The sequence below is a fragment of the Azospira sp. I09 genome (assembly GCF_009177135.1).
In the GTDB taxonomy this organism is placed as follows: Bacteria; Pseudomonadota; Gammaproteobacteria; order Burkholderiales; family Rhodocyclaceae; genus Azospira; species Azospira oryzae.
In genome coordinates this window covers 1411955-1437274 of record NZ_AP021844.1, presented here as the reverse complement: position 1 = coordinate 1437274, position 25320 = coordinate 1411955, and the positions used below count along the sequence as shown (strand labels likewise).

Annotated in this window: 21 protein-coding genes, 1 other RNA gene and 2 riboswitches; of the genes, 12 read left to right on the top strand and 10 right to left on the bottom strand. The window is 65.4% G+C overall.

What is annotated here, in order from left to right:
• Nucleotides 1–106 precede the first annotated feature (106 nt).
• Nucleotides 107–360, bottom strand: a riboswitch (cobalamin riboswitch).
• A gap of 151 nt (nucleotides 361–511) precedes the next feature.
• The 3 genes from AZSP09_RS06670 to AZSP09_RS06660 form a co-directional block, all read right to left on the bottom strand.
• Entirely contained in the window at nucleotides 512–1696 is a 1185-nt protein-coding gene (locus AZSP09_RS06670) for a ribonucleotide-diphosphate reductase subunit beta (RefSeq protein ID WP_152089539.1), read from the bottom strand.
• Nucleotides 1693–4539, bottom strand: coding sequence for a ribonucleoside-diphosphate reductase subunit alpha (locus AZSP09_RS06665; RefSeq protein WP_197739067.1), 2847 nt, complete (start codon nucleotides 4537–4539; stop codon nucleotides 1693–1695). The genes AZSP09_RS06670 and AZSP09_RS06665 overlap by 4 nt, the downstream gene beginning before the upstream one ends.
• Nucleotides 4540–4668: 129 nt before the next feature.
• A riboswitch (cobalamin riboswitch) is annotated at nucleotides 4669–4919 on the bottom strand.
• A 196-nt stretch (nucleotides 4920–5115) separates the two neighbouring features.
• On the bottom strand, nucleotides 5116–5505 hold the full coding sequence (locus tag AZSP09_RS06660; RefSeq protein WP_152089538.1) for a hypothetical protein: 390 nt from the start codon (nucleotides 5503–5505) through the stop codon (nucleotides 5116–5118).
• Nucleotides 5506–5523: 18 nt separating this feature from the next.
• On the opposite strand from AZSP09_RS06660, the gene ilvB reads away from it, so the two are divergent.
• On the top strand, nucleotides 5524–7242 hold the full coding sequence (ilvB, locus tag AZSP09_RS06655) for an acetolactate synthase large subunit (protein WP_152089537.1): 1719 nt from the start codon (nucleotides 5524–5526) through the stop codon (nucleotides 7240–7242).
• A gap of 1 nt (nucleotide 7243) precedes the next feature.
• A complete protein-coding gene (gene ilvN, locus AZSP09_RS06650) occupies nucleotides 7244–7561 on the top strand; it encodes an acetolactate synthase small subunit (RefSeq protein ID WP_130458139.1) in 318 nt (105 codons plus the stop codon).
• A gap of 176 nt (nucleotides 7562–7737) precedes the next feature.
• Here the strand turns inward: ilvN and AZSP09_RS06645 are convergent, their stop codons facing one another.
• Nucleotides 7738–8415 carry a hypothetical protein gene (locus tag AZSP09_RS06645; RefSeq protein WP_152089536.1) on the bottom strand — a complete coding sequence of 226 codons (678 nt, stop codon included), beginning with the start codon at nucleotides 8413–8415 and terminating at the stop codon, nucleotides 7738–7740.
• Between the two features lie 244 nt (nucleotides 8416–8659).
• On the opposite strand from AZSP09_RS06645, the gene AZSP09_RS06640 reads away from it, so the two are divergent.
• The 5 genes from AZSP09_RS06640 to ahbB (AZSP09_RS06620) all read left to right on the top strand — a co-directional run bounded on the left by AZSP09_RS06640 (nucleotide 8660) and on the right by ahbB (AZSP09_RS06620) (nucleotide 12444).
• On the top strand, nucleotides 8660–9013 hold the full coding sequence (locus AZSP09_RS06640) for a c-type cytochrome (protein ID WP_152089535.1): 354 nt from the start codon (nucleotides 8660–8662) through the stop codon (nucleotides 9011–9013).
• 25 nt (nucleotides 9014–9038) lie between these two features.
• A complete protein-coding gene (locus AZSP09_RS06635; protein ID WP_152089534.1) occupies nucleotides 9039–10232 on the top strand; it encodes a cytochrome D1 domain-containing protein in 1194 nt (397 codons plus the stop codon).
• A 14-nt stretch (nucleotides 10233–10246) separates the two neighbouring features.
• Nucleotides 10247–11275, top strand: a complete 1029-nt coding sequence (ahbB, locus tag AZSP09_RS06630) for a siroheme decarboxylase subunit beta (protein ID WP_152089533.1) — start codon at nucleotides 10247–10249, stop codon at nucleotides 11273–11275.
• Nucleotides 11268–11774, top strand: coding sequence for an Lrp/AsnC family transcriptional regulator (locus AZSP09_RS06625; protein ID WP_152089532.1), 507 nt, complete (start codon nucleotides 11268–11270; stop codon nucleotides 11772–11774). Before ahbB (AZSP09_RS06630) ends, AZSP09_RS06625 begins: the two co-directional genes overlap by 8 nt.
• A gap of 166 nt (nucleotides 11775–11940) precedes the next feature.
• Complete coding sequence (gene ahbB / locus AZSP09_RS06620; RefSeq protein ID WP_152089531.1) at nucleotides 11941–12444, top strand: siroheme decarboxylase subunit beta; 504 nt, start codon at nucleotides 11941–11943, stop codon at nucleotides 12442–12444.
• A gap of 124 nt (nucleotides 12445–12568) precedes the next feature.
• Here the strand turns inward: ahbB (AZSP09_RS06620) and ssrA are convergent.
• From ssrA to AZSP09_RS06590, 6 genes are all read right to left on the bottom strand, one after another.
• Nucleotides 12569–12892: a transfer-messenger RNA gene (gene ssrA / locus AZSP09_RS06615) on the bottom strand.
• 39 nt (nucleotides 12893–12931) lie between these two features.
• On the bottom strand, nucleotides 12932–13591 hold the full coding sequence (locus tag AZSP09_RS06610; RefSeq protein WP_152089530.1) for an HAD family hydrolase: 660 nt from the start codon (nucleotides 13589–13591) through the stop codon (nucleotides 12932–12934).
• Nucleotides 13584–14282 (bottom strand): bifunctional 2-polyprenyl-6-hydroxyphenol methylase/3-demethylubiquinol 3-O-methyltransferase UbiG, encoded by a 699-nt coding sequence (gene ubiG / locus AZSP09_RS06605; protein WP_014237006.1) that lies wholly within the window; start codon nucleotides 14280–14282, stop codon nucleotides 13584–13586. Before ubiG ends, AZSP09_RS06610 begins: the two co-directional genes overlap by 8 nt.
• A 79-nt stretch (nucleotides 14283–14361) precedes the next feature.
• The gene (gene ompA, locus AZSP09_RS06600) at nucleotides 14362–15000 is read right to left on the bottom strand and encodes an outer membrane protein OmpA (protein WP_014237007.1); all 639 of its coding nucleotides are present in this window, start codon (nucleotides 14998–15000) and stop codon (nucleotides 14362–14364) included.
• Between the two features lie 82 nt (nucleotides 15001–15082).
• A complete protein-coding gene (locus AZSP09_RS06595) occupies nucleotides 15083–16417 on the bottom strand; it encodes a TRZ/ATZ family hydrolase (RefSeq protein ID WP_152089529.1) in 1335 nt (444 codons plus the stop codon).
• A gap of 69 nt (nucleotides 16418–16486) precedes the next feature.
• Nucleotides 16487–17128: an OmpA family protein gene (locus tag AZSP09_RS06590; protein WP_152089528.1), complete on the bottom strand. Its 642-nt coding sequence runs from the start codon at nucleotides 17126–17128 to the stop codon at nucleotides 16487–16489.
• A gap of 266 nt (nucleotides 17129–17394) precedes the next feature.
• Here AZSP09_RS06590 and gyrA point away from each other — a divergent pair, with 266 nt between their 5' ends.
• Genes gyrA through AZSP09_RS06565 form a run of 5 tightly spaced genes read left to right on the top strand, consistent with a single transcriptional unit; the run spans nucleotide 17395 to nucleotide 25187 of the window.
• On the top strand, nucleotides 17395–20016 hold the full coding sequence (gene gyrA / locus AZSP09_RS06585; RefSeq protein WP_014237010.1) for a DNA gyrase subunit A: 2622 nt from the start codon (nucleotides 17395–17397) through the stop codon (nucleotides 20014–20016).
• On the top strand, nucleotides 20016–21146 hold the full coding sequence (gene serC, locus AZSP09_RS06580) for a 3-phosphoserine/phosphohydroxythreonine transaminase (protein WP_014237011.1): 1131 nt from the start codon (nucleotides 20016–20018) through the stop codon (nucleotides 21144–21146). The genes gyrA and serC overlap by 1 nt, the downstream gene beginning before the upstream one ends.
• Before the next feature lie 3 nt (nucleotides 21147–21149).
• Nucleotides 21150–22274, top strand: a complete 1125-nt coding sequence (gene pheA, locus AZSP09_RS06575; RefSeq protein WP_332066816.1) for a prephenate dehydratase — start codon at nucleotides 21150–21152, stop codon at nucleotides 22272–22274.
• Between the two features lie 57 nt (nucleotides 22275–22331).
• A complete protein-coding gene (locus tag AZSP09_RS06570; protein WP_014237013.1) occupies nucleotides 22332–23204 on the top strand; it encodes a prephenate dehydrogenase in 873 nt (290 codons plus the stop codon).
• A 48-nt stretch (nucleotides 23205–23252) separates the two neighbouring features.
• Entirely contained in the window at nucleotides 23253–25187 is a 1935-nt protein-coding gene (locus AZSP09_RS06565; RefSeq protein ID WP_152089527.1) for a bifunctional 3-phosphoshikimate 1-carboxyvinyltransferase/cytidylate kinase, read from the top strand.
• The last annotated feature ends 133 nt before the right edge of the window (nucleotides 25188–25320 follow it).

The window sequence follows — 25320 nt, the reverse complement described above, 5'->3', positions numbered from 1 at the left end:
AACTCGGCTCAGAGGGAAAGGCCGGCGCTTCGATTCATGCTCCGCTCCGTCCGCAACCCCGCGGTCGGTGGCAGGTTCGTGCCGGCACCGTCCTTCATGGACGGCGGGCACGCAAAAATCAAAGGCCGGTCTCCGGGCTCGCCAGTCTTGATGTTCCGCCTTCCCAAGCCAGTCGCCGGCCCCGGTGAGGGGGCGACGGGCTGGCTCAGTGGCTGGCGCTCCGGGGAGGAGGGCCGTGGAACATCCGCACTGGCTTACCGTTGCGGGGGCAGCCGAAGCTTGGGGCCGTGATGGCCGTTACTTCGTTCCCGTTTCACCCGGCGGCTGCTGCCGCCGGACACCTTTGACTGCTAATGGCTCCCTGGGGAGCCGGGATCGCAACTGCAGGCGATCAGGAGCGCGATCATACCCCCAATCCCATCTATGACAAAAGTCTGTGTCCTGGGCTGCCCCATCCCCGCCAGGGGCCGGGGCAGCGTCCAGGGCACGACGCCGCTGGTTGCCGCCCGGCTCAGTCCCAGGCCAGAGCGCCGCCGGTCTGGTACTCGGTGACGCGGGTTTCGAAGAAGTTCTTTTCCTTGCGCATATTGGCCTGTTCGTCGAGCCAGGGCAGCACGTTCTCGGCGCCGGGGAAGGGCTCGGCCAGGCCCAGCTGGCGGGCGCGGCGGTTGGCGATGAAGCGGAACTGGTCCCGGTGCAGGTCGGCGTTGTAGCCCAGGATGGGCTCCCGCAGGATGTAGCCGGCGTAGGCCGACTCGGCGGCTTCCGCCTCTTCCCACAGGGCCTTGACCTGGACCGGGTCCAGGGTCAGGTTCTCTTCCTGCAGCAGCTGGCGCACCACCCGGATGCCGAAGGCGCAGTGCAGCACCTCGTCGCGCATGATGTACTGCAGCTGCTCGGCGGTGCCCTTCATCAGGCCCCGGCGCTGCAGGGCGAAGATGGGGGTGAAGCCGTTGTAGAACCAGCAGCCTTCGAAGATGCCGGCGAAGAAGAGGTAGGAGAGGGCGAATTCGTGCAGGTTGTCCCGGTCCGTCAGGTCGAAGTCGGAACGCATCACCCGCTCCAGGCGGCGGTTGGCCAGGGCGATCTTGCCGTGGATTTCCGGCACCACCCGGTAGCGGTTGTAGATTTCCTTCTGGTCCAGGCCCAGGCTTTCGATGCAGTGCTGGTAGGTCCAGGTGTGCAGGGCCTCTTCATAGACCTGGCGGGCCTGGTAGATCTGCAGCTCCGGCGCGCTCATCTTCTCCATCACCGCCAGGCCGATGTTGCGCATGGCCAGGATGTCGGAGGTGGTGAGGTAGGACAGCACGTTCTCGAAGACGTGGCGCTCGGCCGGCGTCAGCTTGTGGTTGTAGTCGTGCACGTCCTGGGCCATGGAGATTTCCAGGGGCGTCCAGTGGTTGCGGTTGGCGTTGAGGAAGAACTCCCAGGCCCAGGGGTACTTGAAGGGCGCCAGCTGGTTGATGTCGGCCTTGCCGTTCACCACCCGCTTGTCTTCCGGGTTGATGGGGGCCAGAGAGATGCCGCCGGCAGGCAGGCGGGGCGCGGCTGCCGGGGTAGTGCCGGCCAGGGGCGCCGCCGTTCCTGCCTGGGCGGGCAGGGGGGCTGGAGATGCTTGCCGGGCGGGCGTTGCAGCCGGGGCGGGCTGGACGGCGGCGGGTGCGTCGTCCCAGTCGTCGAAACGCAGTTGGCTCATTGGCAGGCCTCGCAATCCGGGTTGTCGATGGAGCAGAACTTGGGCTCGGGCGCGGCGGGGGCGGCGGCCCGGTCCACCGGGGAACTGGTCTTTTCCATGGCGGTGGCGCCCAGGGTGCGCAGGTAGTAGGTGGTCTTCAGGCCCTGGGTCCAGGCCAGCTTGTAGATCTCGTCCAGCTTCTTGCCGGAGGGTGCGGCCACGTAGAGGTTGAGGGACTGGGCCTGGTCGATCCACTTCTGGCGACGGGCGGCGGCCCGGATCAGCCAGGTGGGGTCGATCTCGAAGGCGGTGGCGTAGCGGGCCTTCAGCTCGTCCGGGATGCGGTCGATGGGGCCGAGGGAGCCGTCGAAATACTTGAGGTCGGAGATCATCACCTCGTCCCACAGGTTGAGGGCCTTCAGGTCCCGCACCAGGGATTCGTTCACCACCGTGAATTCGCCGGAGAGGTTGGATTTGACGTAGAGGTTCTGGTACTCAGGCTCGATGGCGGCGGAGACGCCGATGATGTTGGAGATGGTGGCCGTGGGCGCAATGGCGACGCAGTTGGAGTTGCGCATGCCGACCTGGGCGATGCGCTCGCGCAGGGCGTCCCAGTCCAGGGTGGTGCTGCGGTCCACTTCCACATAGCCGCCGCGGGCGTCTTCCAGCAGCTGCAGGGAGTCGATGGGCAGGATGCCCTTGTCCCACAGGCTGCCCTTGAAGCTGGAGTAGCGGCCCCGTTCCTCGGCCAGGTCGGTGGAGGCCCAGTAGGCGTGGTAGCAGACGGCTTCCATGGAGCGGTCGGCGAATTCCACGGCGGCCTCGGAGGCGTAGGGCAGGCCCAGGCGGTGCAGGCAGTCGGAGAAGCCCATGATGCCCAGGCCCACCGGGCGATGACGCACGTTGGCGTTGCGCGCCTTGGGGGTGGCGTAGAAGTTGATGTCCACCACGTTGTCCAGGAGGCGCATGGCGGTGCGGATGGTGCGTTGCAGCTTGGCCTGGTCCAGCACCAGCTGGCCGTCCACCAGGATCAGGTGGGCCGGCAGGTTCACCGAGCCCAGGTTGCACACGGCGGTCTCGGAATCGGAGGTGTTGAGGGTGATCTCGGTGCACAGGTTGGAGCTATGCACCACGCCCACGTGCTGCTGGGGCGAGCGCAGGTTGCAGGCATCCTTGAAGGTGATCCAGGGGTGGCCGGTCTCGAACAGCATGGTCAGCATCTTGCGCCACAGCTGCACGGCGGGAATGCGCTTGAACAGACGGATCTCGCCCCGGTCGGCCTTGGCCTCGTAGGCGTTGTAGGCGACTTCGAATTCCTTGCCGAACTTGTCGTGCAGGTCGGGCACGTCGCTGGGGGAGAAGAGGGTCCACTCGCCGCCGTTGATGACCCGCTGCATGAACAGGTCGGGAATCCAGTTGGCGGTGTTCATGTCGTGGGTGCGGCGGCGCTCGTCGCCGGTGTTCTTGCGCAGCTCGAGGAATTCCTCGATGTCCAGATGCCAGGATTCCAGATAGGCGCAGACGGCGCCCTTGCGCTTGCCGCCCTGGTTTACGGCCACGGCCGTGTCATTCACCACCTTGAGGAAGGGGATGACGCCCTGGCTCTTGCCGTTGGTGCCCTTGATGCGGGCCCCCAGGGAGCGCACCGGGGTCCAGTCGTTGCCCAGGCCGCCGGCGTACTTCTGCAGCAGGGCGTTTTCCTTGATGGACTGGTAAATGCCTTCCAGGTCGTCGGAGACGGTGGTGAGGTAGCAGGAGGAGAGCTGGGAATGCCGGGTGCCGCTGTTGAACAGGGTCGGCGTGCTGCTCATGAAGTCGAAGGAGGAGAGCAGGTTGTAGAACTCGATGGCCCGGGCTTCCCGGTCGATCTCGTTGAGGGCCAGGCCCATGGCCACGCGCATGAAGAAGGTCTGGGGCAGCTCGATGCGGCGCTCGTCCACGTGCAGGAAGTAGCGGTCGTAGAGGGTCTGCAGGCCCAGGTAGTCGAACTGCAGGTCCCGCTCGGCCTTGAGGGCGGCGGCCAGGCGTTCCAGGTCATAGTCCTTGAGGCGGGCATCCAGCAGCTCGGCGTCCACGCCGGTGCGGATGAGGCCGGGGAAGGCTTCGGCGTAGCGGGCGGCCATGGCCTCCTGGCTGGCTTCCTCGCCCAGCACTTCGACGCGCACGCTGCTCAGCAGCAGGCGGGCGGCCACCTTGCTGTAGCCCGGTTCCCGCTCGATCAGGGTGCGGGCGGCCAGCACCAGGGACTGGCGCACGGCGGCCAGGGGCACGCCGTCGTAGAGGTTGTGCAGGGCCTGCTCCAGCACCGTTTCGGCAGCCACATCGGCCAGGCCCTGGCAGGCTTCCCGGCATTGCTGCAGCAGGGCGGCCCGGTCCAGGGGGAAGCGGCGGTCGCCGTCCACCACGTGCAGCAGGGGGCCTGCGGCAGCGGGGGCGGCCGCCGCCTGGGCGGCCCGTTCGGCGGCCCGCTTTTCCCGGTACAGCACGTAGGCCCGGGCCACGTCGTGCTCGCCGGAGCGCATCAGGGCCAGCTCCACCTGGTCCTGGATGTCTTCGATATGCACCGTGCCGCCGCCGGGCAGGCGCCGGGTGAGGGCCTGGACCACGATGGCGGTGAGGCGGGAGACCAGATCCCGCAGGCGGGCCGAAGCGGCGCCCTGGCTGCCGTGCACGGCCAGGAAGGCCTTGTTCATGGCGACGGAGATTTTCTCCGCATTGAAGGGCACCACCGAACCGTTGCGGCGGATGACCTCGAAGGACTGGGCCCGGCCGGCCAGATCGGCGGCGTTGGGCAGACTGTCGTCCAGATTGTCGGAGGGCAGGTGGGATGACGCTTGGTGGGTGGCGAAGAGGCCGGTTTGCATCGTGGAACTCCCGTTATCAACGGAACGGGGGCCCAGGGCGGCGGGATTGCCGAGGCGCCGGCGGGGACGCCCATGGCGGCCGACAGCGGACAATCCCGATCCACCGGGGGGCACCCCGCCCCTGGTCAGACTGAAAAATTGGCGACGGCAGGTTTCCTGGCTCACGGGTCCTGGCCCGATGCCCGCCTTCCCGGTGGAACTGCCTCCCAGTGGCACGCGTGGACATCGAACTCGCCGTTTACAGTTGCGGGGGCAGCTCCGGCATGGGCGGAAAGTTCGCTGCGGATTCGCGGGGAATCCGTCTGATCCCGACTTCCTTGATCGCCGCACCGGATTCCCATTTGTCCCAAAATCGGGGAACCGTCGCGGAGGAGACTTTACCCCAGCCCTCAAGCGGAGGGCAAGGGGTTGGACACTACAGGTAGTAGTACGAGAGTAATAGACAACTACATATAGTGTATTTGGCGACAGGGTCTTTTCCACAGCCGGGAGCATTTTGCCCAGAAAACGGGCAGAGTGTTTAATCCCCAGTAATACTGTGGCTTTTCGCCGACTGTCCCGGAACGGCCCACAGACTTATCCACAGAAACTGTGAATTTCCTGTTGCATGCCCCACCGGAATTTCTGCATAATCGTCGGATCGTTTTTGCCGGAGCAGTGGCAAAAAAATTTTTTACCGGCAGATTTTTTTCCGCCTTCAACCGCGAATCCTTTATCAGCCCCATGCACAACTTCGCCGACTTCGACCGCTGCAACACGCTGCCCTCCCGGGCCGGCGCGGGCGCGTCCGTCATTGGCGTAGTAGGCGCTGTAGTACGCGTAGTCGTAGTAGTACGCGCGTGCGCCGCTGGGATGAGCGAAGTCCGGTAAAGAAACCAACCGAATTCCACAAAACCCCCGCCGGCGCGACAGCCCGGCGGGGGTTTTGTTTTTGGGCCCTCCGACCGGCAAGCCAAACCGGATCACGCAAGGAGAAGCCCTGCCATGAATGCCCCAGCCCCCCAAGCCGCCCGCCAGACGGATGCCGCCCCGGCGTCGGAAACCCTTACCGGCGCCCAGATCGTCGTCCGCCTGCTGGAACGCCAGGGCGTCACCACCGTCTCCGGCATTCCCGGCGGCGCCATCCTGCCCTTCTACGACGCCCTCTCGGCCTCGGAAAAAATCCGCCACGTGCTGGCCCGCCATGAGCAGGGCGCCGGCTTCATCGCCCAGGGCATGGCCCGGGCCAGCGGCCAGCCCGCCGTCTGCCTCGCTTCCTCCGGCCCCGGCGCCACCAACCTGCTGACCGCCATCGCCGACGCCAAGCTGGATTCCATTCCCCTGGTGGCCATCACCGGCCAGGTGCCCCGCAGCATGATCGGCACCGACGCCTTCCAGGAGGTGGACACCTACGGCCTCACCATTCCCATCACCAAGCACAACTTCCTGGTGAACTCCGCCGAGGAGTTGCTGGAGGTGATTCCCCGGGCCTTCACCCTGGCCGCCTCCGGCCGCCCCGGCCCGGTGCTGGTGGATATTCCCAAGGACGTCCAGGCCCAGGCCATCGAGGTCAGCCAGTGGCCTGCCCCCGGCGGGCGTCAGGCCCAGCCGGCGCCGGACATGGCGGCCATCGAGAAGGCCGCCGCCATGATCAACGCCGCCGAGCGGCCCATCCTTTATCTGGGCGGCGGCGTCGTCCATTCCGGCGCCGCCGAGGCCGCCGTGGCCCTGGCAGAGAAGGCATCGCTGCCTACCACCATGACCCTCATGGCCCTGGGCGCCATGCCGGTGGACCATCCCCTCTCCATCCACATGCTGGGCATGCACGGCGCCCGTTACACCAACCTGCTGCTGGAAGAGTGCGACCTGCTCATCGCCGTCGGCGCCCGCTTCGACGACCGGGCCACGGGCAAGGTGGCCGCCTTCTGCCCCAAGGCCCAGATCATCCACATCGACATCGACCCCTCCGAACTGGACAAGATCAAGAACGCCCACGTGGGCATCGCTGGCGACGTGGGCGAGGTGCTGGAAAAACTTTCGCCCCTGGTGGAGGCCCACCTGCGCAAGCGCTGGCTCACCCACATGGGCGACCTGCGCTCCCGCTTTCGCCTGCAGCGGCCCAACCTGGAAGACCCCCGCAGCCACTACGGCCTGATCCAGGCCGTGGCCGACTGCCTGGACGATTCCGCCGCCATTGCCACCGACGTGGGCCAGCACCAGATGTGGGTGGCCCAGGCCTACCCCCTGCGTCGGCCGCGCCAGTGGCTAACCTCCGGCGGCCTGGGGACCATGGGCTTCGGCGTTCCCGCCGCCCTCGGTGCCGCCCTGGCCGAGCCCGAGCGCACCGTGGTCTGCTTTACCGGCGACGGCAGCATCCTGATGAACATCCAGGAACTGGCCACCATTGCCGAAGCCGGCGCCAACCTGAAGATCGTGCTCATGAACAACGACGCCCTGGGCCTGGTGTACCAGCAGCAGGAGCTGTTCTACGGCAAGCGCTACTTCGCCTCCAAATTCGCCGGCCAGCCCGACTTTCTCAAGATCGCCGAAGGCTTCGGCATCGATACCCTGGACCTGGACACCGCCGCCGATCCCCGGGCCGCCCTGCGCCAGGCCCTGCAACGGCCCGGCCCCTGCCTCATCCACGCCTTCATCGACATGAACGAGAAGGTCTACCCCATGGTGCCCCCCGGCGCCGCCAACACCGACATGATTGGAGGCTGAGATGAACGCCGTCAGCAAAAACGAAAATGCCGCCCTGGCCCGCCCCCAGCGCACCGTGCTGGAACTGGAAGTGAACAACCACGCCGGCGTCATGTCCCACGTGGTGGGCCTCTTCTCCCGCCGCGCCTACAACGTGGAAGGCATCCTCTGCCTGCCCGTGGGCGACGGCAGCATCAGCCGCATCTGGCTCCTGGTCCTGGAAGACCGGCGCCTGGAGCAGATGGTGAAGCAGGTGGAGAAGCTGGAAGACGTGCGCACGGTCCGTCGCCATGGGGCGGATCATGCAGTGTTTGAACGGCTGGAGGAGTTTTTCCGCTGAAGGGAACTAAGCGCCCGCTTCAGGAAGCGGCGGGCGCTGGTGCTGGAGCTTTTCTATAGACTCGATGTTCGAGTCGAGGAACTCAAAGGAGTGGAAATTCATAAACGTTGAGGTAGAGGCTCCCACTGGCGGATGACTTTGGAATGGAGCCTTCAACGCTAGGATGTATTACCTTCTCATTTAAGTTCGTAAGTACGACCAATGACTTGGGTGTCAAACAGCCTGTAGGTGACGTTACCCAAATCGAGGAATGGGTATTTGTTTGCGTACTGCGCTATATGCGATTTGAAGTTGCTTTTGCCTTCGGTGTAATAGCGCCAAAGTGTCGGTTGCTTATAACAGTCGAGAGAGAAATTCCCGATATAGACCGTTTCGCCAGCGCCTACGCGGAAGCTTCCCGCATAAGGTTTCCCATCCTTGAGAAGATCATTTTGGCCTGCAACAAAGTAACCTACATTGGAAGCCGATTGCGCTACTTTGATCTTGAAATGGCTCAACGCATATTCACCTGGCGGAACTTGGTAGGCATAGCTTTCAAAAGCTTGCTTGGCAGATAAGCGTCCAGGTGTTGTGACGATAAATTCGGCCGGTTCAGCGTTGCTCCTCTTCAGTGGCATTCGATCGAAGGCGAAGGTGACGAGTTGCGCATTTTCATATTTTGCGCAACCCCATACCCTTCCCCAATTCACATCAAGGAGCACTACACCGTGCGAATTTTTATTCTTGGCGTAAGTATCTGATGCAGCTTCCGGGTTACCAACAACATTGTCTTTTATATCGATTACTGAGCAGGCTGACAGAGCGGCGCAAAGTAGTAATGCTGAAGAACATCGTATAAATCTGAATCGCATCATTACCTCGTTAGAGTGCTAAACAGGAAAAGGGTACAGGTAGGTAAGCTTGTAAAGCTGTATGCGTATTGCATTTTGTCAGTGTAAGGTTTTGCCTTGTGGTTGAACAGCGAGGGGCGGCTTTTTCCCCAAATGACTTTGTTTGTAGTTTGTCTGTATTTCCCCCTACAACCCTCGCGGTCTTTCTGCATCGAAAGCTGATGCTTATCAAAGTGTCCCGGTGGGCCGGGCGGCAAGATGGATGCCCATGAAGCCCGCCATTTCTTTCCCTCGCATCTGCCTGAGCGGCCTTGGCCTGGCCGCGGCCTTGCTGTCCCTTGCCGCTAGTGCCACGGAAGCGGCAGTTCCCGCTCCTCGCGCCAAGGAACTGGTGCATCTGGTGCGCCAGGATTGCGGTTCCTGCCACGGCCTGACCCTCAAGGGCGGCCTGGGGCCGGCGCTGACGGCCGAGACTTTCCACCAGCGGCCCGCCGAGAGCATGGTGGCCACCATCCTGCACGGCCGGCCGGGTACGCCCATGCCGCCCTTCAAGGGCATCGTGAGCGAGGCCGAGGCCCAGTGGATAGTGCAGCAGCTCCAGGCCGGCTTCCCCAATGAATAATTTGAGTTCCCCGCGAAAGACCGCCATGACGCCTGCCACGCCTGTCGTTTCCCGTCGCTTTCTTCTGCCCGTTCTCCTGCTCTCCCTCCTGGCCGGTTGCGCCAGCGCCCCGGCGCCCCGCGGTACCGGTGATCTGGGGGTGGTGATCGAGCGTTCCATCGGCCAGGTGCAGGTGGTCAATACCACCTCGAAAACGGCTCTGGCCAAGGTGCCCGGGCTGGGTGACCTGTCCCACGCCTCCGTGGTCTTCAGCCGGGACCAGCGCTACGCCTACGTCTTCGGCCGTGACGGCGGTCTGACCAAGGTGGATCTGCTCACCGCCTCCATTGCCAAGCGCATCGTCCAGGCCGGCAACGCCATCGGCGGTGCCATTTCCCAGGACGGCAAGCTGGTGGTGGCCCAGAATTACGAGCCGGGCGGCATCAAGGCCTTCGACGCCGAGACCCTGGAACTGGTGGCGGACATTCCGTCCGTGGACATGAACGGGGTGCGCTCCAAGGTGGTGGGCCTGGCCGACCTGTCGGGCAACCGCTTCGCCTTTTCGCTCTTCGAAGCCGGGGAAATCTGGGTGGCCGACCTCTCCAACCCGAAGGCCCCCAAGATGCAGAAGTACTCCGCCGGCAAGCAGCCCTACGACGCCCTGGTGACGCCGGACGGGCGCTACTACATCGCCGGCCTCTTCGGCGAGGACGGCCTGGCCATGCTCGACACCTGGCAGCCGGAGCAGGGCGTGCAGAAGATTCTCGCCGGCTACGGCAAGGGCGAGCAGCCCCTGCCGGTGTACAAGATGCCCCACCTGCGGGGCTGGTCCGTGGCCGGGGGCAAGGCCTACCTGCCCGCCATCGGCCGCCACGAGGTGCTGGTGGTGGATACCAAGACCTGGAAGGAGACGGCCCGCATCCCGGTGAAGAGCCAGCCGGTGTTCGTCATGGCCCGGCCCGACGGGCGGGAGATCTGGGTGAATTTCGCCTTCCCCGACAACGGCTGGGTCCAGGTCATCGACACCCTGGAAGGCAAGGTCACCCATACCCTGCAGCCGGGCAAGGCCATCCTGCACATGGAATTCGCGCCCCGCGGCGAGGCCGTCTGGCTCTCGGCCCGGGACGACAACAAGGTCACCGTCTTCGACACCCGCACCAAGGCCCCGGTGGCCGAGCTGAAGGCGGAGAGCCCGAGCGGCATCTTCTTCACCAGCCGCGCTGCCCGCACCGGCTTCTGACGCATCGCCCGTCCATGCCCATGAACGCCGCCCGCTTCCCCCTGCTTAACGACTACCAGCGGGACTTTCCCCTGGTCTCCCGGCCCTTTGCATCCATCGGTGCGGCCCAGGGGCTGAGTGAGGCGGAGGTGCTGGAGCAATACCGCCACTGGCAGCAGCAGGGCATGGTGAACCGCATCGGCGCCGTCTTTGCCCCGCGCCGGGTCGGCGCCAGCACCCTGGCCGCCCTGCAGGCACCGCCGGAGCGGCTGGAATGGGTGGCCGGCCGGGTCAGCGCCCATCCCGAGGTCAATCACAACTACGCCCGGGAACACGCCTACAACCTGTGGTTCGTCGCCACCGCGCCGGACGCTCTGCGTCTGAATGCGGTGCTGGCGGCCATCGAGGCCGAGACCGGCTGCCCTGTCATTTCCCTGCCCCTGGTGGAAGAGTTCCACATCGACCTGGGCTTCGACCTGGCCGGCGGCGGCGCCCGGCGTCAGCCGGTGGCGGCGGTGCCCTCCCTGGAGCAGCCCATCGAACTGACCCGGGAAGAGCAGGGGCTGATGCCGGTGCTGCAGGAGGGTCTGCCCCTGGAGCCCCAGCCTTTCCGCGCCCTGGCCTACCGGGCTGGCCTGGAGGAAGGGCGTCTGCTGGAACTGCTCGGCCAGTGGCTGGAGCGGGGCATCCTCAAGCGCTTCGGCGTGGTGGTGCGGCACCATGAGCTGGGCTACACCGCCAACGCCATGTGCGTCTGGGCCGTGCCGGAAGGGGAGGTGAGCGCCCTGGGCGAGCGCCTCGCCGCCGAGCCCGGCGTCACCCTCTGCTACCGCCGCCGGCCCATGGCGCCCCACTGGCCCTACAACTTGTTCTGCATGATCCACGGCAAGGCCCGGGAGGAAGTGGCGGAATTGCGTCGCAGCCTGGGCGAGCGCCTGGGGCTGGACGCCTTCCCCAACGAGCTGCTTTTTTCCACCCGGCGCTACAAGCAGACCGGCGCCCGCTATGCGCCCCAGGCGCCCCGGGCAGATACCGATCCCCTGAGGCAGGCCGCCCATGGCTGAAGCGGTGGAGCAGGCCAAGCCCTCCCGCCGCGCCGCCCTGGCGCCGGCCCGGGAGCCGGATGAACTGGATAGGCGCATCATCAACGCCCTCCAGGGCGACTTTCCCCTGAGCCCGGAACCCTACGCCGAGGCCGCGGCCATGCTGGGCATCAGCGAGGCCGAGCTGCTGGCCCGGCTGCAGTCCCTGCTGGACGACCGCATCCTCACCCGCTTCGGCCCCATGTTCCAGATCGAGCGCCTGGGCGGCGCCTTCTGCCTGGCGGCCATGGCCGTGCCCGAAGCCGAATTCGAGCGGGTGGCGGAACAGGTCAATGCCTTGCCCCAGGTGGCTCACAACTACGCCCGGGAACACGCCTTCAACATGTGGTTCGTGCTGGCGACGGAAACGCCGGAGGGCATCGACGCTGCGGTGCAGGCCATCGAGGCCGCCACCGGCTACCCGGTCTATCCCTTCCCGAAAGAGAAGGAATACTTCGTCGAAATGAAGCTGCAGGCATGAACGCCGCGACCGTCGATCTCAGCATTTCCCAACCTGTCGTGGTGCTTGGGCTCAAGCTGCAGGCCCATTCCGCCCGGGTGGCCCGCGCTGTCCGGGGGCAATGCCGGCATGCCGTTCCGTCGGGGATAGGTATGGCGTCTGCAAGCTGCCTGCCAGGAAACCGTTGATGGACGCCACTTTCCCCATGGATGACCTGGATCGCCGCATCGTGCTTGCCACCCAGGCCGGCCTGCCCCTGGTGCCGCGTCCCTACCTGGTCCTGGCGGAGCAGCTGGGCGTGGCCGAAGCCGAGGTGCGGCAGCGACTGGCCCGCCTGCTGGCAGCGGGCGCCATCCGCCGCATCGGCGCCGTGCCCAACCACTACGCCATCGGCTACACCGCCAACGGCATGAGCGTGTGGCAGATCGACCCGGCGGTGATCGACGCCGTCGGTGCGCGGGTCGGCGGGCTGCAATCGGTCACCCACTGCTATCGCCGGCCGGACCATCCGCCGGCCTGGCCCTACAACCTCTTCGCCATGGTCCACGGCAAGAGCCGGGCGAAAGTCGAAGCCGAAGTCGGGCGCATCGCCACCCTGATCCAGGCCGAGTTCCCCGGCGCCCTGGGCGCCCGGGACATCCTCTTTTCCACTCGCATCCTGAAAAAAACCGGCCTGCGCCTGGGCGAGTGATTGCCTGGGTCCTGCGGGTGCTGCGTTATGGGGGAGGTTCAGTAGCTGCTGCACCAACGCTCTGGGAAAGAGACAACGGGCGTTGCCTGAGGCGGGGAAGCTACATTTGGGGAATTGGAAATAACGATGGGGACCGAAGTCCCCACCGGCTTTTCTTTGGTAACAAGGCTCAAGCAGCCTCGGCAAAAGCCTTAAGCGGCGATTGCGAAACGCTCATCGTTGGCGTTTGGAGATTTGCTTCATTAACGTCGATCGCCTGACGAGTTGCCTGCGCACCTTTGCCCGCCCTGTCGAAGCCAGTACACCCCCACCTAAGAACTCTCCGAAACTCTTAGGTGGAGGTGGCGGGAATCGAACCCGCGTCCAGAACGCCTCCAGATTGCCGGAATTACAACCATGACCAGCATTATGGGGGCTGCCCCCCGGAACTTCAAGGGGCGGTGGTCTGATATCTGCCGTAATCCCGGCGCGGCGAGGCGACTGGCTTTCAGCGAGTCGGGCGGAGCAGGGGCGATACTTCGTCGGGGTGGTCGATCAGGTGGTCGGCGCCCCAGGTCTCCGGCGGGTGTTCCGTGCCCAGATAGCCCCAGCGGACGCCGATGGTCATCATGGCGCAGGCGTTGCCGGCCTGGATGTCCCGCAGGTCGTCGCCCAGGTAGCAGCAGTCCCGGGTGGGCAGACCCAGCAATTGGGCTGCCAGCAGCAAGGGGGCAGGTGCCGGCTTTGGGTTGGGGGTCGAGTCGCCGCAGACAATGCAGGCGCAGCGGTGAGCCAGATCCATCTGTTGCAGCAGCGGATGGGTCAGGCGCTCACTCTTGTTGGTGACCACGCCCCAGGGAATGCGGCGTTGTTCCAGCTGTGCGAGCAGCTCGGCCATGCCCGGGAACAGTGTCGTATGGTGGCAGAGCCGCTCTTCATAGTGCTGGATGAAGCGGCGGTAAAGTTCGGCGTAGCTGTCATCCTGGGGGGTAACGCCCATGCCGACCCGCAGCAGGCCCCTGCCTCCCTGGGAGGTGTGGGGGCGCAGGGTGTCCAGGGGAAGGGGCGGTAGGTTGTAGTCCTGGCGTACCCGGTTGAGCGCGGCTCCCAGGTCGGGAGCCGTGTCCGCCAGGGTGCCGTCCAGGTCGAACAGTACCGCTTCAGGCATTGCGCACGGTGCGCAGCAGGTAGTTCACCGAAGTGTCCCGACCCAGGCTGTAGCGCTGGGTGAAGGGGTTGTAGGTCATGCCGATGATTTCGGCCACTTCCAGGTCGGCTGCCTTGCAATGACGTGCCAGTTCGGATGGCTTGATGAATTTGGCGTAGTCGTGGGTGCCCTTGGGCAGCATCTGCAGGAGATATTCGGCGCCAATGACTGCGAGCAGGTAGGACTTGGGATTGCGATTGAGGGTGGACAGGAAGACCTGGCCGCCCGGCTTGACCAGCCTGGCGCAGGCTGCCACCGTGCTGGCGGGGTCCGGCACGTGCTCCAGCATTTCCAGGCAGGTGACCACGTCGAAACTGCCCGGCATTTCGGCTGCTAGGGACTCGGCGGAGATGTGGCGGTAGTCCACGCTGCGGCCGCTTTCCAGCAGGTGCAGGCGGGCGACGCCGAGGGCCTTTTCCGAGAGGTCGATGCCGGTCACCTGGGCGCCCCGTTCGGCCATGCCCTCGCTGAGCAGGCCGCCGCCGCATCCCACATCCAGCACTTTTTTGCCGGCCAGCCCCACATTGGCGTCGATCCAGTCGAGACGCAGGGGGTTGATGTCGTGGAGCGGCTTGAACTCGCTCTTGGGGTCCCACCAGCGGTGGGCCAGGTCACTGAATTTCTGCAGTTCGTTGGGATCGGCGTTAATCATGGCTGAAATATGGCAAGGGAGAGGCTAGGAAAGAAAAAAGCCCTGCGAATGCAGGGCTTTTTACAGGAACGGCGCAGGATTACTTGGTGCCGATCACTTCGATTTCAACGCGACGGTCAGGCTGCAGGCACTCGATCAGGGCCTTGGTCTTCTTTTCGCTCTTGCCGCACTTGCCGGCGGTCACGGGCTGCTTTTCACCCTTGCCTTCGGTGTAGACGCGGTTGGCTTCGATGCCCTTGCTCACCAGGTATTCCTTGACGGCGGCAGCGCGACGCTCGGACAGCTTCTGGTTGTAAGCATCCTTACCGATGCGGTCAGCGTGACCCACGGCGATGATCACTTCCAGGTTGATTTCCTTGGCCTTGACCACCAGCTCGTCCAGCTTGGACTTGCCTTCGGCGCGCAGCACGGCCTTGTCGAAGTCGAACAGGGCGTCGGCGGACAGGGTGATCTTGGCGCCGACGGGCTTGACGCCACCGGCGTCCTTGGCAGCGGCACCGGCCTTCACCAGATCGCCATCACATTCAGCGATGGCGGCGGCGGGGGTCCAGTAGCCGGTGCGCCAGCAGAGGCCGAAACCGCTGCGGGCAACTTCGTTACGGGTATCGGTCAGGTAGGCACCCTTGTCGGTGGTTTGGGCTTGGGCCATGGTGGCGCCCAGGCTCAGGCCGGCGGCAAGCAGAACCAGCAGGGACTTTTTGGCGAATTTGTTGGTCATCTCTCTTTTACCTCGTGTTCGTGAAAGGCAGCTGAATCAGCAACGGCGCAACCCCTTATTTTTGCGTGGGTTCGGCCCGAGACTAATCTCGAATTTTATTCTGCCATACTTTGGCAAGGCTGATCAAATCATTTTTCCCGATTCCGCACAGGGAGCCGTTCTCCACCCTTAATTGCCCTGCAACCCAGACGTGGGAGACATGCTCCCTCCCGGCCGCATATACGGCGTGGGATGCGGGGTCGTAGCAGGGGGAAAGTTCGGGGGATGAAAGGTCGATGGCGCAGAGGTCGGCAGCTTTGCCAGACTCAATTGTACCTATTTTGTCTTCCATGCCCAGCGCCCGGGCACCGGCAAGGGTGGCAGCCTGCAGGGCCTGGTGGGCGCCCAGGGCCTGTGCGTTGCCGCTGGCGCCCTTGGCCAGCAGGGCGGCCAGGCGCATTTCGGCCAGGAGGTCGAGGCGATTGTTGCTGGCGGCGCCGTCGGTGCCGATGCCGACATTGACGCCGGCTTGCAGCAGTTCGGCAACAGGGGTGATGCCGCTGGCCAGCTTGAGGTTGGAGGCCGGGCAGTGGGCAACGGAGCAGCCGTGGGTGGCCAGCAGGGCAATTTCTGCCGCTTGCAGGTGGACGGCGTGAACGGCAATCAGGCCGGGGCCCACCAGGCCCAGGCAGCGCAAGCGTTCCAGGGGACGTACGCCATATTGCTTCAGGCTTTCCTCGATTTCAGTCGTGGTTTCGTGCAGGTGCAGGTGGATCGGAATGTCCAGCTGTTCTGCCAGGGGCAGGATGCGCTCGAAGGTCTGGTCGGAGACCGTATACGGCGCATGGGGGGCCAGGCAGAAGGAGAGGAGGGGTTCGTTGCGCAGGTCGTCCCGGGCGGCCAGGCCTTTTTCCAGGTAGTCCTCGGCGCCGCTGGCGTAGGCGTTGGGAAAGTCCAGCACCACCAGGCCCAGGGCAGCCCGCATCCCCATCTGCTGGGCGGCGGCGGCCGCTTCCCGGGGGAAGAAGTACATGTCGTTGAAACAGGTGATGCCGCCCCGCAGCATTTCGGCTGCCGCCAGCAGAGTGCCATCGCGGACGAACTCCCGGGAGACGAAACGTCCCTCTGCCGGCCAGATGTGCTCCTGCAGCCAGGTCATCAGGGGCAGGTCGTCGGCCAGGCCGCGCAGCAGGCTCATGGCCGCGTGGGTGTGCAGATTGACCAGGCCGGGAATCAGCAGCTGTTCGCCCAGACGTACCGTCTTGCGCGGAGTGAAGCGTTCCCGGGCCTCCGCCTGGGGCAGCACGGCGACGATGTTGCCTCCGCTGACGGCGACGGCATGGTTTTCCAGGGTGACGCCGAAGGGTCTGACCGGAATGATCCAGCGCGCCTCGATCAGGAGGTCGATGTTGTCGGCGGGAGTGGGGGAGGAGGTCATCGGGTGTGGGGTGGTAAGTGAACAAAAAAGCCCCGCCGTATGGGGCGGGGCGTCTGTCTGCAACTGCTGTTACTTGGCGCTGCCCTTGACCTCGACCACCACGCGGCGGCTGGGGGCCAGGCAGGCGATCAGCTTCTGCCGGGGCAGGGAGTCATCACATTTGACGCCCTGGGCCGGCTGGGTCTTGCCGGCGCCCATGGTGTCCACCGTGTCGGCCGGCACGCCCTTCTTCAGCAGATAGGCCTTGACTGCATCGGCGCGCTTTTCGGACAGCTTTTGGTTGTATGCCTGGGAGCCCAGGCGGTCCGTGTGGCCGGTGATCATGATCATGGAGACGGAAGCGCAGGAGCCCAGCTTGCCCACCACGTCGCTGTCCAGGCGTTTCTGGGCGGCGCTGGTAAGGGCGGCCTTGTTGAAGGTGAAGAGCTCGTCGCTCTGCAGGGTGACGGTGAAGTCGCACTTCTTGGCGGCTGCGGCGGCGGCCGGTGCGGCGGCGGCGGGGGCTGCCTTGGTCAGGTCCGGATCGCATTCGGCCAGGGCGGCCGCCGGGGTCCAGGCGCTGGTCCGCCAGCACAGGCCGAAGCCGCTCTTGGCCACCACATTGCGGGTGTCGGTGAGATAGGCGGCGGTTGGCGTCTGGGCCAGGGCCGGGGCGGCACAGGCGAAGGCGCCCAGGGTGGCGATGATGGTGGTCAGGTTCTGCTGTTTCAAGATTTGTCCCTCCTCGTGGGTGGTGTCTCAGGTGTGGCCTTAGGGGGCCTTTCTTTGCCTACCATTGCACATACGGCAATGTATGGGCGATTTAACCAAAGATTTTCGGGGGATACAACCGATTCCGGCGAAGCGGGAAGGGATTCCGCCGGGATATCCCCGGCCGTGGGGGCGTTCTGACGGCGGGGAGGCCGGCGTGCTAGAATCTCCCCCTTCATTTCCACCGGAAATCCTCCCAGAGCCGCTCCGGCGGCCGCCCGAGACCTATGGATCAATTCGCCAAAGAAACCCTGCCAATCAGCCTCGAAGAGGAAATGCGCCGTTCCTACCTGGATTACGCCATGAGCGTGATCGTCGGCCGGGCGCTGCCGGATGTGCGGGACGGCCTCAAGCCCGTGCATCGCCGGGTCCTGTTTGCCATGCATGAACTGGGCAACGACTGGAACAAGGCCTACAAGAAGTCCGCCCGTATCGTCGGCGACGTCATTGGTAAGTACCACCCCCACGGCGATACGGCGGTGTACGACACCATCGTGCGCATGGCCCAGGACTTTTCCCTGCGCTACATGCTGGTGGACGGCCAGGGCAACTTCGGTTCGGTGGACGGCGACAACGCTGCTGCCATGCGGTACACGGAAGTGCGCATGGCCCGCATCGGGCATCAGCTGCTGGAAGACATCGACAAGGAAACCGTCGACTTCGGCCCCAACTACGACGGCTCCGAGCAGGAGCCCCTGATCCTGCCGGCCCGCATCCCCAACCTGCTGATCAACGGCTCCTCCGGCATCGCCGTGGGCATGGCCACCAACATCCCGCCCCACAACCTGGGCGAGGTGGTGGCCGCCTGTCTGGCCCTGCTGCAGAACCCGAACCTGACCATCGACGAGCTGATCGACATCATTCCGGCTCCCGACTTCCCCACCGCCGGCATCATCTACGGCGTCGCCGGGGTGCGCGAGGGCTACCGCACCGGCCGCGGCCGGGTGGTGATGCGGGCCAAGACCCACGTGGAAGACCTGGACAAGGGCAACCGCCAGGCCCTGATCATCGACGAGCTGCCCTACCAGGTTAACAAGCGCACCCTGCTGGAAAAGATCGGCGAGCTGGTCAACGAAAAGCGCATCGAAGGCATCTCCGACCTGCGGGACGAGTCCGACAAGTCCGGCATGCGGGTGGTGATCGAACTGAAGCGGGGCGAGATGCCCGAGGTGGTCCTGAACAACCTGTTCAAGATGACCCAGCTGCAGGACACCTTCGGCATGAACATGGTGGCCCTGGTGGACGGCCAGCCGCGCCTGCTCAACCTGAAGCAGATGCTGGAATGCTTCCTGGCCCACCGCCGCGAAGTGCTCAACCGACGCACCGTCTTCGAACTGCGCAAGGCCCGGGAAAAGGCCCACACCCAGGAAGGTCTGGCCGTAGCCCTGGACAACGTGGACGAAATCATCGCCCTGATCAAGGCCGCGCCCACTCCGGCCGATGCCCGCCGCGAGCTGATGGCCCGCATGTGGGTTTCCGCCACCGTTACCGAGATGCTGGCCCGGGCCAGCCTGGATGCCACCCGTCCCGAAGGCATTGCGCCCGAGTACGGCCTCTCCGCCCAGGGCTACCGCCTCACCGAAGCCCAGGCCCAGGCCATCCTGGAACTGCGTCTGCAGCGCCTGACCGGCCTGGAGCGGGACAAGATCGTCGCCGATTACAAGGAACTGCTGGAAAAGATCGCCGACCTGATGGACATCCTGGCCCGCCCCGAGCGCGTCACCGAGATCATCGGCGAGGAACTGACCGCCATCCGCGACCAGTTCGGCGACGACCGGCGCTCCGAGATCGTGGCCTACGCCCAGGACCTGGGCATCGAAGACCTGATCACGCCCCAGGACATGGTGGTGACCCTGTCCCACACCGGCTACATCAAGTCCCAGCCCCTGGCCGACTACCGGGCCCAGCGCCGCGGCGGCCGCGGCAAGCAGGCGGCTGCCATGAAGGATGACGACTTCGTCGATCACCTCTTCGTCGCCAACACCCACGACTACATCCTCTGCTTCTCCAACCGGGGCCGCTGCTACTGGCTCAAGGTCTATGAAGTGCCCCAGGGCAGCCGCATCAGCCGGGGCAAGCCCATCATCAACATGTTCCCCATGGAAGAGGGCGAGCAGATCAACGCCATCCTGCCGGTGAAGGAATTCTCCGACGACAAGTACGTCTTCATGTGCACCGTCCAGGGCACCGTGAAGAAGACTTCCCTGGCCAACTTCTCTAATCCCCGCAAGGCCGGCATCATCGCCGTCGATCTGGACGAGGGCGACTACCTGATCGGTGCCGACCTGACCACCGGCCAGAGCGACATCGTGCTGGTCTCCGACGGCGGCAAGGCTGTCTGGTTCGGCGAGGATCAGGTGCGCCCCATGGGTCGCCAGTCCCGCGGCGTGCGCGGCATGATGCTGCAGGAAGGTCAGAGCGTCATTTCCCTGCTGGTGGCCGAAAGCGAAGAGGAAACCGTGCTGGTGGCTACCGAGAACGGCTACGGCAAGCGCACCCGCCTGGGCGACTTCCGTCGTTCCAGCCGCGGCACCCAGGGCGTCATGGCCATTGCCGCCAGCGAGCGTAACGGCAAGATCGTCGCTGCCAAGCTGGTGACCGATGCGGACGAGGTCATGCTCATCACCACCGGCGGCGTGCTGATTCGCACCCGGGTGGCCGAGATCCGCGAACTGGGTCGTGCCACCCAGGGCGTCACCCTGATTTCCCTGGATGCGGGCGAGAAGTTGTCCGGCCTGGAAAAGGTGGCGGAAAGCGAAGGCGATACCGATGCCGAGGCCGGCGACGAACTGGCGGACGGCGAAATGCTTGAAGGCGGCGAGGACAGCGCTGCCAGCGAGGAAGCGTAATGCGTTTGTGGAATTTCAGTGCCGGCCCGGCGGCTCTGCCCGCCGAGGTGCTGGAGCAGGTTCAGGACGAAATGCTGGACTGGCAGGGCGCCGGTTGCGGCGTCATGGAAATGAGTCACCGGGGCAAGGAATTCACGTCCATCGCCCAGCGGGCCGAAGCCGATCTGCGGGAGCTGATGGGCATCCCCGCCAACTACAAGGTGCTGTTCCTGCAGGGCGGCGCCACCCAGCAGTTCGCCCAGGTTCCCCTCAACCTGCTGGCCGGCGTTAAGGACAAGCAGCCGGCCGACTACATCGTCACCGGCTCCTGGTCCAAGAAGGCCTTCAAGGAAACTTTGCGGGTCTGCGGTGAAACCGCCGCCCGCTGCATCGCCAGCACGGAAGACAAGGCTGCCGTGGCCGACGGTTTCACCCGTCTGCCGGCCGCGGCCGAATTGCAGGTCAATGCTGATGCGGCCTACCTGCACCTGTGCACCAACGAAACCATCCACGGCGTCGAGCTGCTGGACGAAGCGGCCTTCCTGGCCGGCGTTCCCGCCGGGGTGCCGGTAGTGGCGGACATGTCCTCCCACATCCTCTCCCGGCCCATGGACGTTTCCCGCTACGGCCTCATCTATGCCGGCGCCCAGAAGAATATCGGCCCTTCCGGCCTGACCCTGGTGATCGTGCGCGAGGACCTGCTGGGCAAGGCCCCGGCCAGTCTGCCGACGGTCCTGGACTACGCGGTCATGGCCGAGAACGACTCCATGCTCAACACCCCGCCCACCTTCGCCATCTACGTGGCCGGGCTGGTGTTCCAGTGGCTGAAGCGCATCGGCGGCATCAACGAGATGGCCCGCATCAACGCCGAGAAAGCCCGCCTGCTTTACGCCGCCATCGACGGCAGCGACGGTTTCTACCGCAATCCGGTGGACCCGGCCTGCCGTTCCCAGATGAACGTGCCCTTCACCCTGCGGGATGCCGCCCTCGATGCGGAGTTCCTGGCAGGCGCGAAGGAAGCCGGCCTGCTGGCCCTGAAGGGGCACAAGTCCGTCGGCGGCATGCGCGCCTCCATCTACAACGCCATGCCGCTGGACGGGGTTCGCGCCCTGGTGGCGTACATGGATGCTTTCGCCAAGTCCCGGGCCTGAACCATGAGCGACCGCCAGAATAGCGACAACGGCAAGGACTCCCTGCTGGCCGAACTGTCCGTGGTGCGCATGGACATCGACGCCATCGACGCCCAGCTGCTCGACCTGCTCAACCGCCGTGCCCGCTGCGCCCAGCAGGTGGGCGAGATCAAGGCCCGTCACGGCGACGCCGGCTTCATCTACCGCCCGGAGCGGGAAGCCCAGGTCCTGCGCCGCATCCAGGACATGAACCAGGGGCCCCTTTCCAGCGAAAGCGTCACCTGGTTCTTCCGCGAGGTCATGTCGGCCTGCCTGTCCCTGGAGCAGCCCCTCGGCATCGCCTTCCTCGGGCCCCTGGGCACCTTCTCGGAAAGCGCATCCACCAAGCATTTCGGCCATGCCGCCCGGCTCCTGCCCCAGGCCTCCATCGACGACGTTTTCCGCGAAGTGGAAGCCGGCCATGCCAACTACGGCGTGGCGCCGGTGGAAAATTCCACCGAAGGCGCCGTCGGCCGCACCCTGGACCTGCTGCTCGGCACTTCCCTGAAAATCTGCGGCGAGGTGGTGCTGCGCATTCACCAGCACCTGCTGACCAAGGCCCCGTCTCTGGACCGGGTGACCAAGGTTTACTCCCACGCCCAGTCCCTGGCCCAGTGCCATGAGTGGCTGAACCGCCACCTGCCCAACGTGCCCCGCATCTCCGTCGGCAGCAATGCCCAGGCGGCCCAGATGGCGGCCCAGGAAGAGGGCGCCGCGGCCATCGCCGGCGAGGCGGCGGCGGATCGCTACGACCTGCCCCGGCTGGCCGAGAGCATCGAGGACGAGCCCAACAACACCACCCGCTTCGTGGTGCTGGGCCGCCACGACGCCGGCCCCTCCACGGCGGGCAAGGACAAGACCTCCCTGATCATGTCTATTCCCAACAATACGGGGGCCCTGCATACCCTGCTGGTGCCCTTCGCCGACGCCGGTGTCTCCCTGACCCGCCTGGAATCCCGGCCGGCGCGCCACACCCTGTGGGAATACGTGTTCTTCGTCGATGTGGATGGCCACCGGGATGAACCCCGGGTCAAAGCGGCCCTGGACGAACTGGCCCGGCGTGCGGCCTACCTGAAGGTGCTCGGGTCCTACCCGGTCGCCGTCTATTGATTCCTTCCTCCCCGGCGTTCCGTGGATTCTTTCGTGCAAGCTCTCTAGGCGCGCGTCATGGCCGAGTTCAACAAGGTAGTCATTTTCGGTGTGGGCCTCATCGGCGGTTCTTTCGCCCTGGGCCTGCGGGCGGCCGGCGCGGTGGAGGAGGTGGTGGGCTTCGGGCGCAGCCCCAAGTCCCTGCAGCAGGCCCTGGACCTGGGCGTGATCGACCGGGCCGGCATCAATCCGGCCCATGAACTGTCCGACGCCGACCTGGTGCTGTTGGCCACGCCGGTGGGCCAGATGCCCGAGATCATGGCCCGCATCGTGCCCTATCTGGGGCCGGAGACGGTGGTCACCGACGGCGGCTCCACCAAGGGCGACGTGGTGGCTGCGGCCCGGGCCGCCTTTGGCGAGCGCATCGGCCAGTTCGTGCCGGCCCATCCCATCGCCGGGGCCGAAAATTCCGGTGCCGCGGCTGCCCGGGCCGATCTTTACCGGGAACGCAAGGTGGTGCTGACGCCCCTGCCGGAGAACTCCGTACTCAACGTGGCCAAGGTCCGTTCCGCCTGGGAGTGGTGTGGCGCCCAGATCTACGAACTGACGCCGGCCGAGCACGACCGGGTCTTCGCTGCCGTTTCCCATCTGCCCCATCTGCTCTCCTTCGCCCTGGTGCATGATCTGGCGGTACGGGAAAACAAGGAACTGTTCTTCACCTTTGCCGCCAGCGGCTTCCGCGATTTCACCCGCATCGCCGCCAGCCACCCGGAAATGTGGCGGGACATCTGCCTGGCCAACAAGGACGCCCTGCTGCTGGAACTGGACAGCTATCGGGCCCAGCTCGACGAGTTGCACCAAGCCCTGGCTGCTGGCGACGGCCGCCGTCTGGAAGAAATTTTCGATACCGCCCGCACGGCCCGTCGCGACTGGGCCGAAGGCAAGCGCTAACCCCCGGCTGGCGGGCTTCTCCGCCGGCCCCTCAAGGCTGTTGTGACCATGGAATTCCTCGACCTCGCTCCCTTCGTTTCCGCCGGCGGCACCGTGCGTCTGCCCGGCTCCAAGAGCATTTCCAACCGGGTGCTGCTGTTGGCCGCCCTGGCCGAAGGCGTTACCGAGGTGCGGGACCTGCTCCATTCCGACGATACGGAACGCATGCTGGAGGCGCTGCAGCAGCTGGGTGTGGGCGTGGAGTCCCTGGGTGGCGAGGCCTACCGGATCAGCGGCGTCGGCGGTCCCTTCCCGGTGAAGGAGGCCGAGCTGTTTCTCGGCAATGCCGGTACCGCCTTCCGTCCCCTCACCGCCGCCCTGGCCCTGGCCGGCGGCCACTATGTGCTGAAGGGCGTGGCCCGCATGCATGAGCGGCCCATCGGCGACCTGGTGGATGGCCTGCGCCAGCTGGGGGCCGAGGTGCGTTACCTGGGCAACGACGGCTTCCCGCCCCTGGAAATTTTCCCGGCAAGTATCCGCGCCGGCGGTGTGCTCCAGGTCCGCGGCGACGTATCCAGCCAGTTTTTGACTGCCCTGCTCATGGCTCTGCCCCTGACCGGCGTCGAAACCCGGGTGGAGGTGGTGGGCGAGCTCATTTCCAAGCCCTATATCGAAATCACCCTGGCCACCATGGCCCGCTTCGGTGTGGAGGTCCAACGTGAAGGCTGGCAGGCCTTTGTCGTGCCGGCCGGGGTGCGCTACGTCTCTCCCGGCACGGTCTATGTGGAAGGGGATGCCTCTTCCGCCTCCTATTTCCTGGCAGCCGGCGCCATCGGCGGCGGCCCCCTGCGGGTCGAAGGCGTGGGCAAGGACTCCATCCAGGGCGACGTGCGCTTCGCCGAAGCCCTGGCCCTCATGGGCGCCCGCATCGAGATGGGGCCTAACTGGATCGAAGCCCGGGCTCCTGCCAGCGGCAAGCTCCAGGCCATCGACCTAGACTGCAACCATATTCCCGATGCGGCCATGACCCTGGCCACCGCCGCCCTCTTTGCCGAAGGCACCACCGTGCTGCGCAATATTGCCAGCTGGCGGGTCAAGGAGACCGACCGCATCGCCGCCATGGCCACCGAACTGCAGAAGCTGGGGGCTGTGGTCGAAGAGGGGCCGGACTACCTCAAGGTGACGCCGGTGCCGGCCCTGAAACCGACCGCCATCGATACCTACGACGACCATCGCATGGCCATGTGCTTCTCCCTGGCCGCCTTTGCCACGCCCCTGCGCATCAACGATCCCAAGTGTGTGGCCAAGACCTTCCCCGATTATTTCGAGCGCCTGGCCACGGTTACCCGCAGCGTGCCGGTGATCGCCATCGACGGTCCCTCCGCCTCCGGCAAGGGTACGGTGGCGGCCCGGGTGGCGGCGGCCCTGGGCTTCGGCTATCTGGATTCGGGCGCCCTCTACCGCCTCACGGCCCTGGCCGCCCAGCGGGCCGGGGTGGACTGGGATGACGAAGCCGGGGTGGCGGCAGTGGCCGCCGGCCTGGAAGTGGTCTTCGGCGAAGGCTCCATCCGCTTGGCCGGCGAAGAGGTGGAGGGGGCCATCCGTACCGAGGAAATTTCCCAGGGTGCCTCCAAGGTGGCCGCCCTGCCTGCAGTGCGGGCCGCCCTGCTGTTCCGCCAGCGGGTCTTCCGCTGCGGCGCCGGCCTGGTGGGGGATGGCCGGGATATCGGTTCCGTGGTCTTCCCCGACTCCCGGCTCAAGGTCTTTCTCACCGCCTCTGCCGAGGTACGGGCGGAAAGGCGTTATAAGCAGTTGATCGGAAAAGGGTTCCCTGCTAACATGCAGGCCATTTTGCTGGATTTGCGTGAGCGCGACCGCCGCGATAGTGAGCGGAGCGTGGCGCCCTTGCAGCAGAATGAGGATGCCGTCCTGCTGGACACCTCGGGGCTTACCATCGACCAGGCGGTCGACCAGGTCCTCGACTGGTACGGTTCGGCATCCTGACTGGTGTCACCGTTCCACGCCTCTGCCTCGTCAGCCTGATCGGAAATTCCTTTCGCGTTCGGACTTCCTGGAAGAAGCGGGAACCTTTTTCCCGCATTTTTTCGCCCGCTGTCGGGCAGGGTGCCGGAAGGAA

Bases quoted from the DNA above. Each gene is read 5' to 3' on its own strand.
- AZSP09_RS06670 (WP_152089539.1), bottom strand. From the start codon at position 1,696: ATGAGCCAACTGCGTTTCGACGACTGGGACGACGCACCCGCCGCCGTC.
- AZSP09_RS06665 (WP_197739067.1), bottom strand. From the start codon at position 4,539: ATGCAAACCGGCCTCTTCGCCACCCACCAAGCGTCATCCCACCTGCCC.
- ilvB (WP_152089537.1), top strand. From the start codon at position 5,524: ATGAATGCCCCAGCCCCCCAAGCCGCCCGCCAGACGGATGCCGCCCCG.
- ilvN (WP_130458139.1), top strand. From the start codon at position 7,244: ATGAACGCCGTCAGCAAAAACGAAAATGCCGCCCTGGCCCGCCCCCAG.
- AZSP09_RS06645 (WP_152089536.1), bottom strand. From the start codon at position 8,415: ATGATGCGATTCAGATTTATACGATGTTCTTCAGCATTACTACTTTGC.
- AZSP09_RS06640 (WP_152089535.1), top strand. From the start codon at position 8,660: ATGAAGCCCGCCATTTCTTTCCCTCGCATCTGCCTGAGCGGCCTTGGC.
- AZSP09_RS06635 (WP_152089534.1), top strand. From the start codon at position 9,039: ATGACGCCTGCCACGCCTGTCGTTTCCCGTCGCTTTCTTCTGCCCGTT.
- ahbB (WP_152089533.1), top strand. From the start codon at position 10,247: ATGCCCATGAACGCCGCCCGCTTCCCCCTGCTTAACGACTACCAGCGG.
- AZSP09_RS06625 (WP_152089532.1), top strand. From the start codon at position 11,268: ATGGCTGAAGCGGTGGAGCAGGCCAAGCCCTCCCGCCGCGCCGCCCTG.
- ahbB (WP_152089531.1), top strand. From the start codon at position 11,941: ATGGACGCCACTTTCCCCATGGATGACCTGGATCGCCGCATCGTGCTT.
- AZSP09_RS06610 (WP_152089530.1), bottom strand. From the start codon at position 13,591: ATGCCTGAAGCGGTACTGTTCGACCTGGACGGCACCCTGGCGGACACG.
- ubiG (WP_014237006.1), bottom strand. From the start codon at position 14,282: ATGATTAACGCCGATCCCAACGAACTGCAGAAATTCAGTGACCTGGCC.
- ompA (WP_014237007.1), bottom strand. From the start codon at position 15,000: ATGACCAACAAATTCGCCAAAAAGTCCCTGCTGGTTCTGCTTGCCGCC.
- AZSP09_RS06595 (WP_152089529.1), bottom strand. From the start codon at position 16,417: ATGACCTCCTCCCCCACTCCCGCCGACAACATCGACCTCCTGATCGAG.
- gyrA (WP_014237010.1), top strand. From the start codon at position 17,395: ATGGATCAATTCGCCAAAGAAACCCTGCCAATCAGCCTCGAAGAGGAA.
- serC (WP_014237011.1), top strand. From the start codon at position 20,016: ATGCGTTTGTGGAATTTCAGTGCCGGCCCGGCGGCTCTGCCCGCCGAG.
- pheA (WP_332066816.1), top strand. From the start codon at position 21,150: ATGAGCGACCGCCAGAATAGCGACAACGGCAAGGACTCCCTGCTGGCC.
- AZSP09_RS06570 (WP_014237013.1), top strand. From the start codon at position 22,332: ATGGCCGAGTTCAACAAGGTAGTCATTTTCGGTGTGGGCCTCATCGGC.
- AZSP09_RS06565 (WP_152089527.1), top strand. From the start codon at position 23,253: ATGGAATTCCTCGACCTCGCTCCCTTCGTTTCCGCCGGCGGCACCGTG.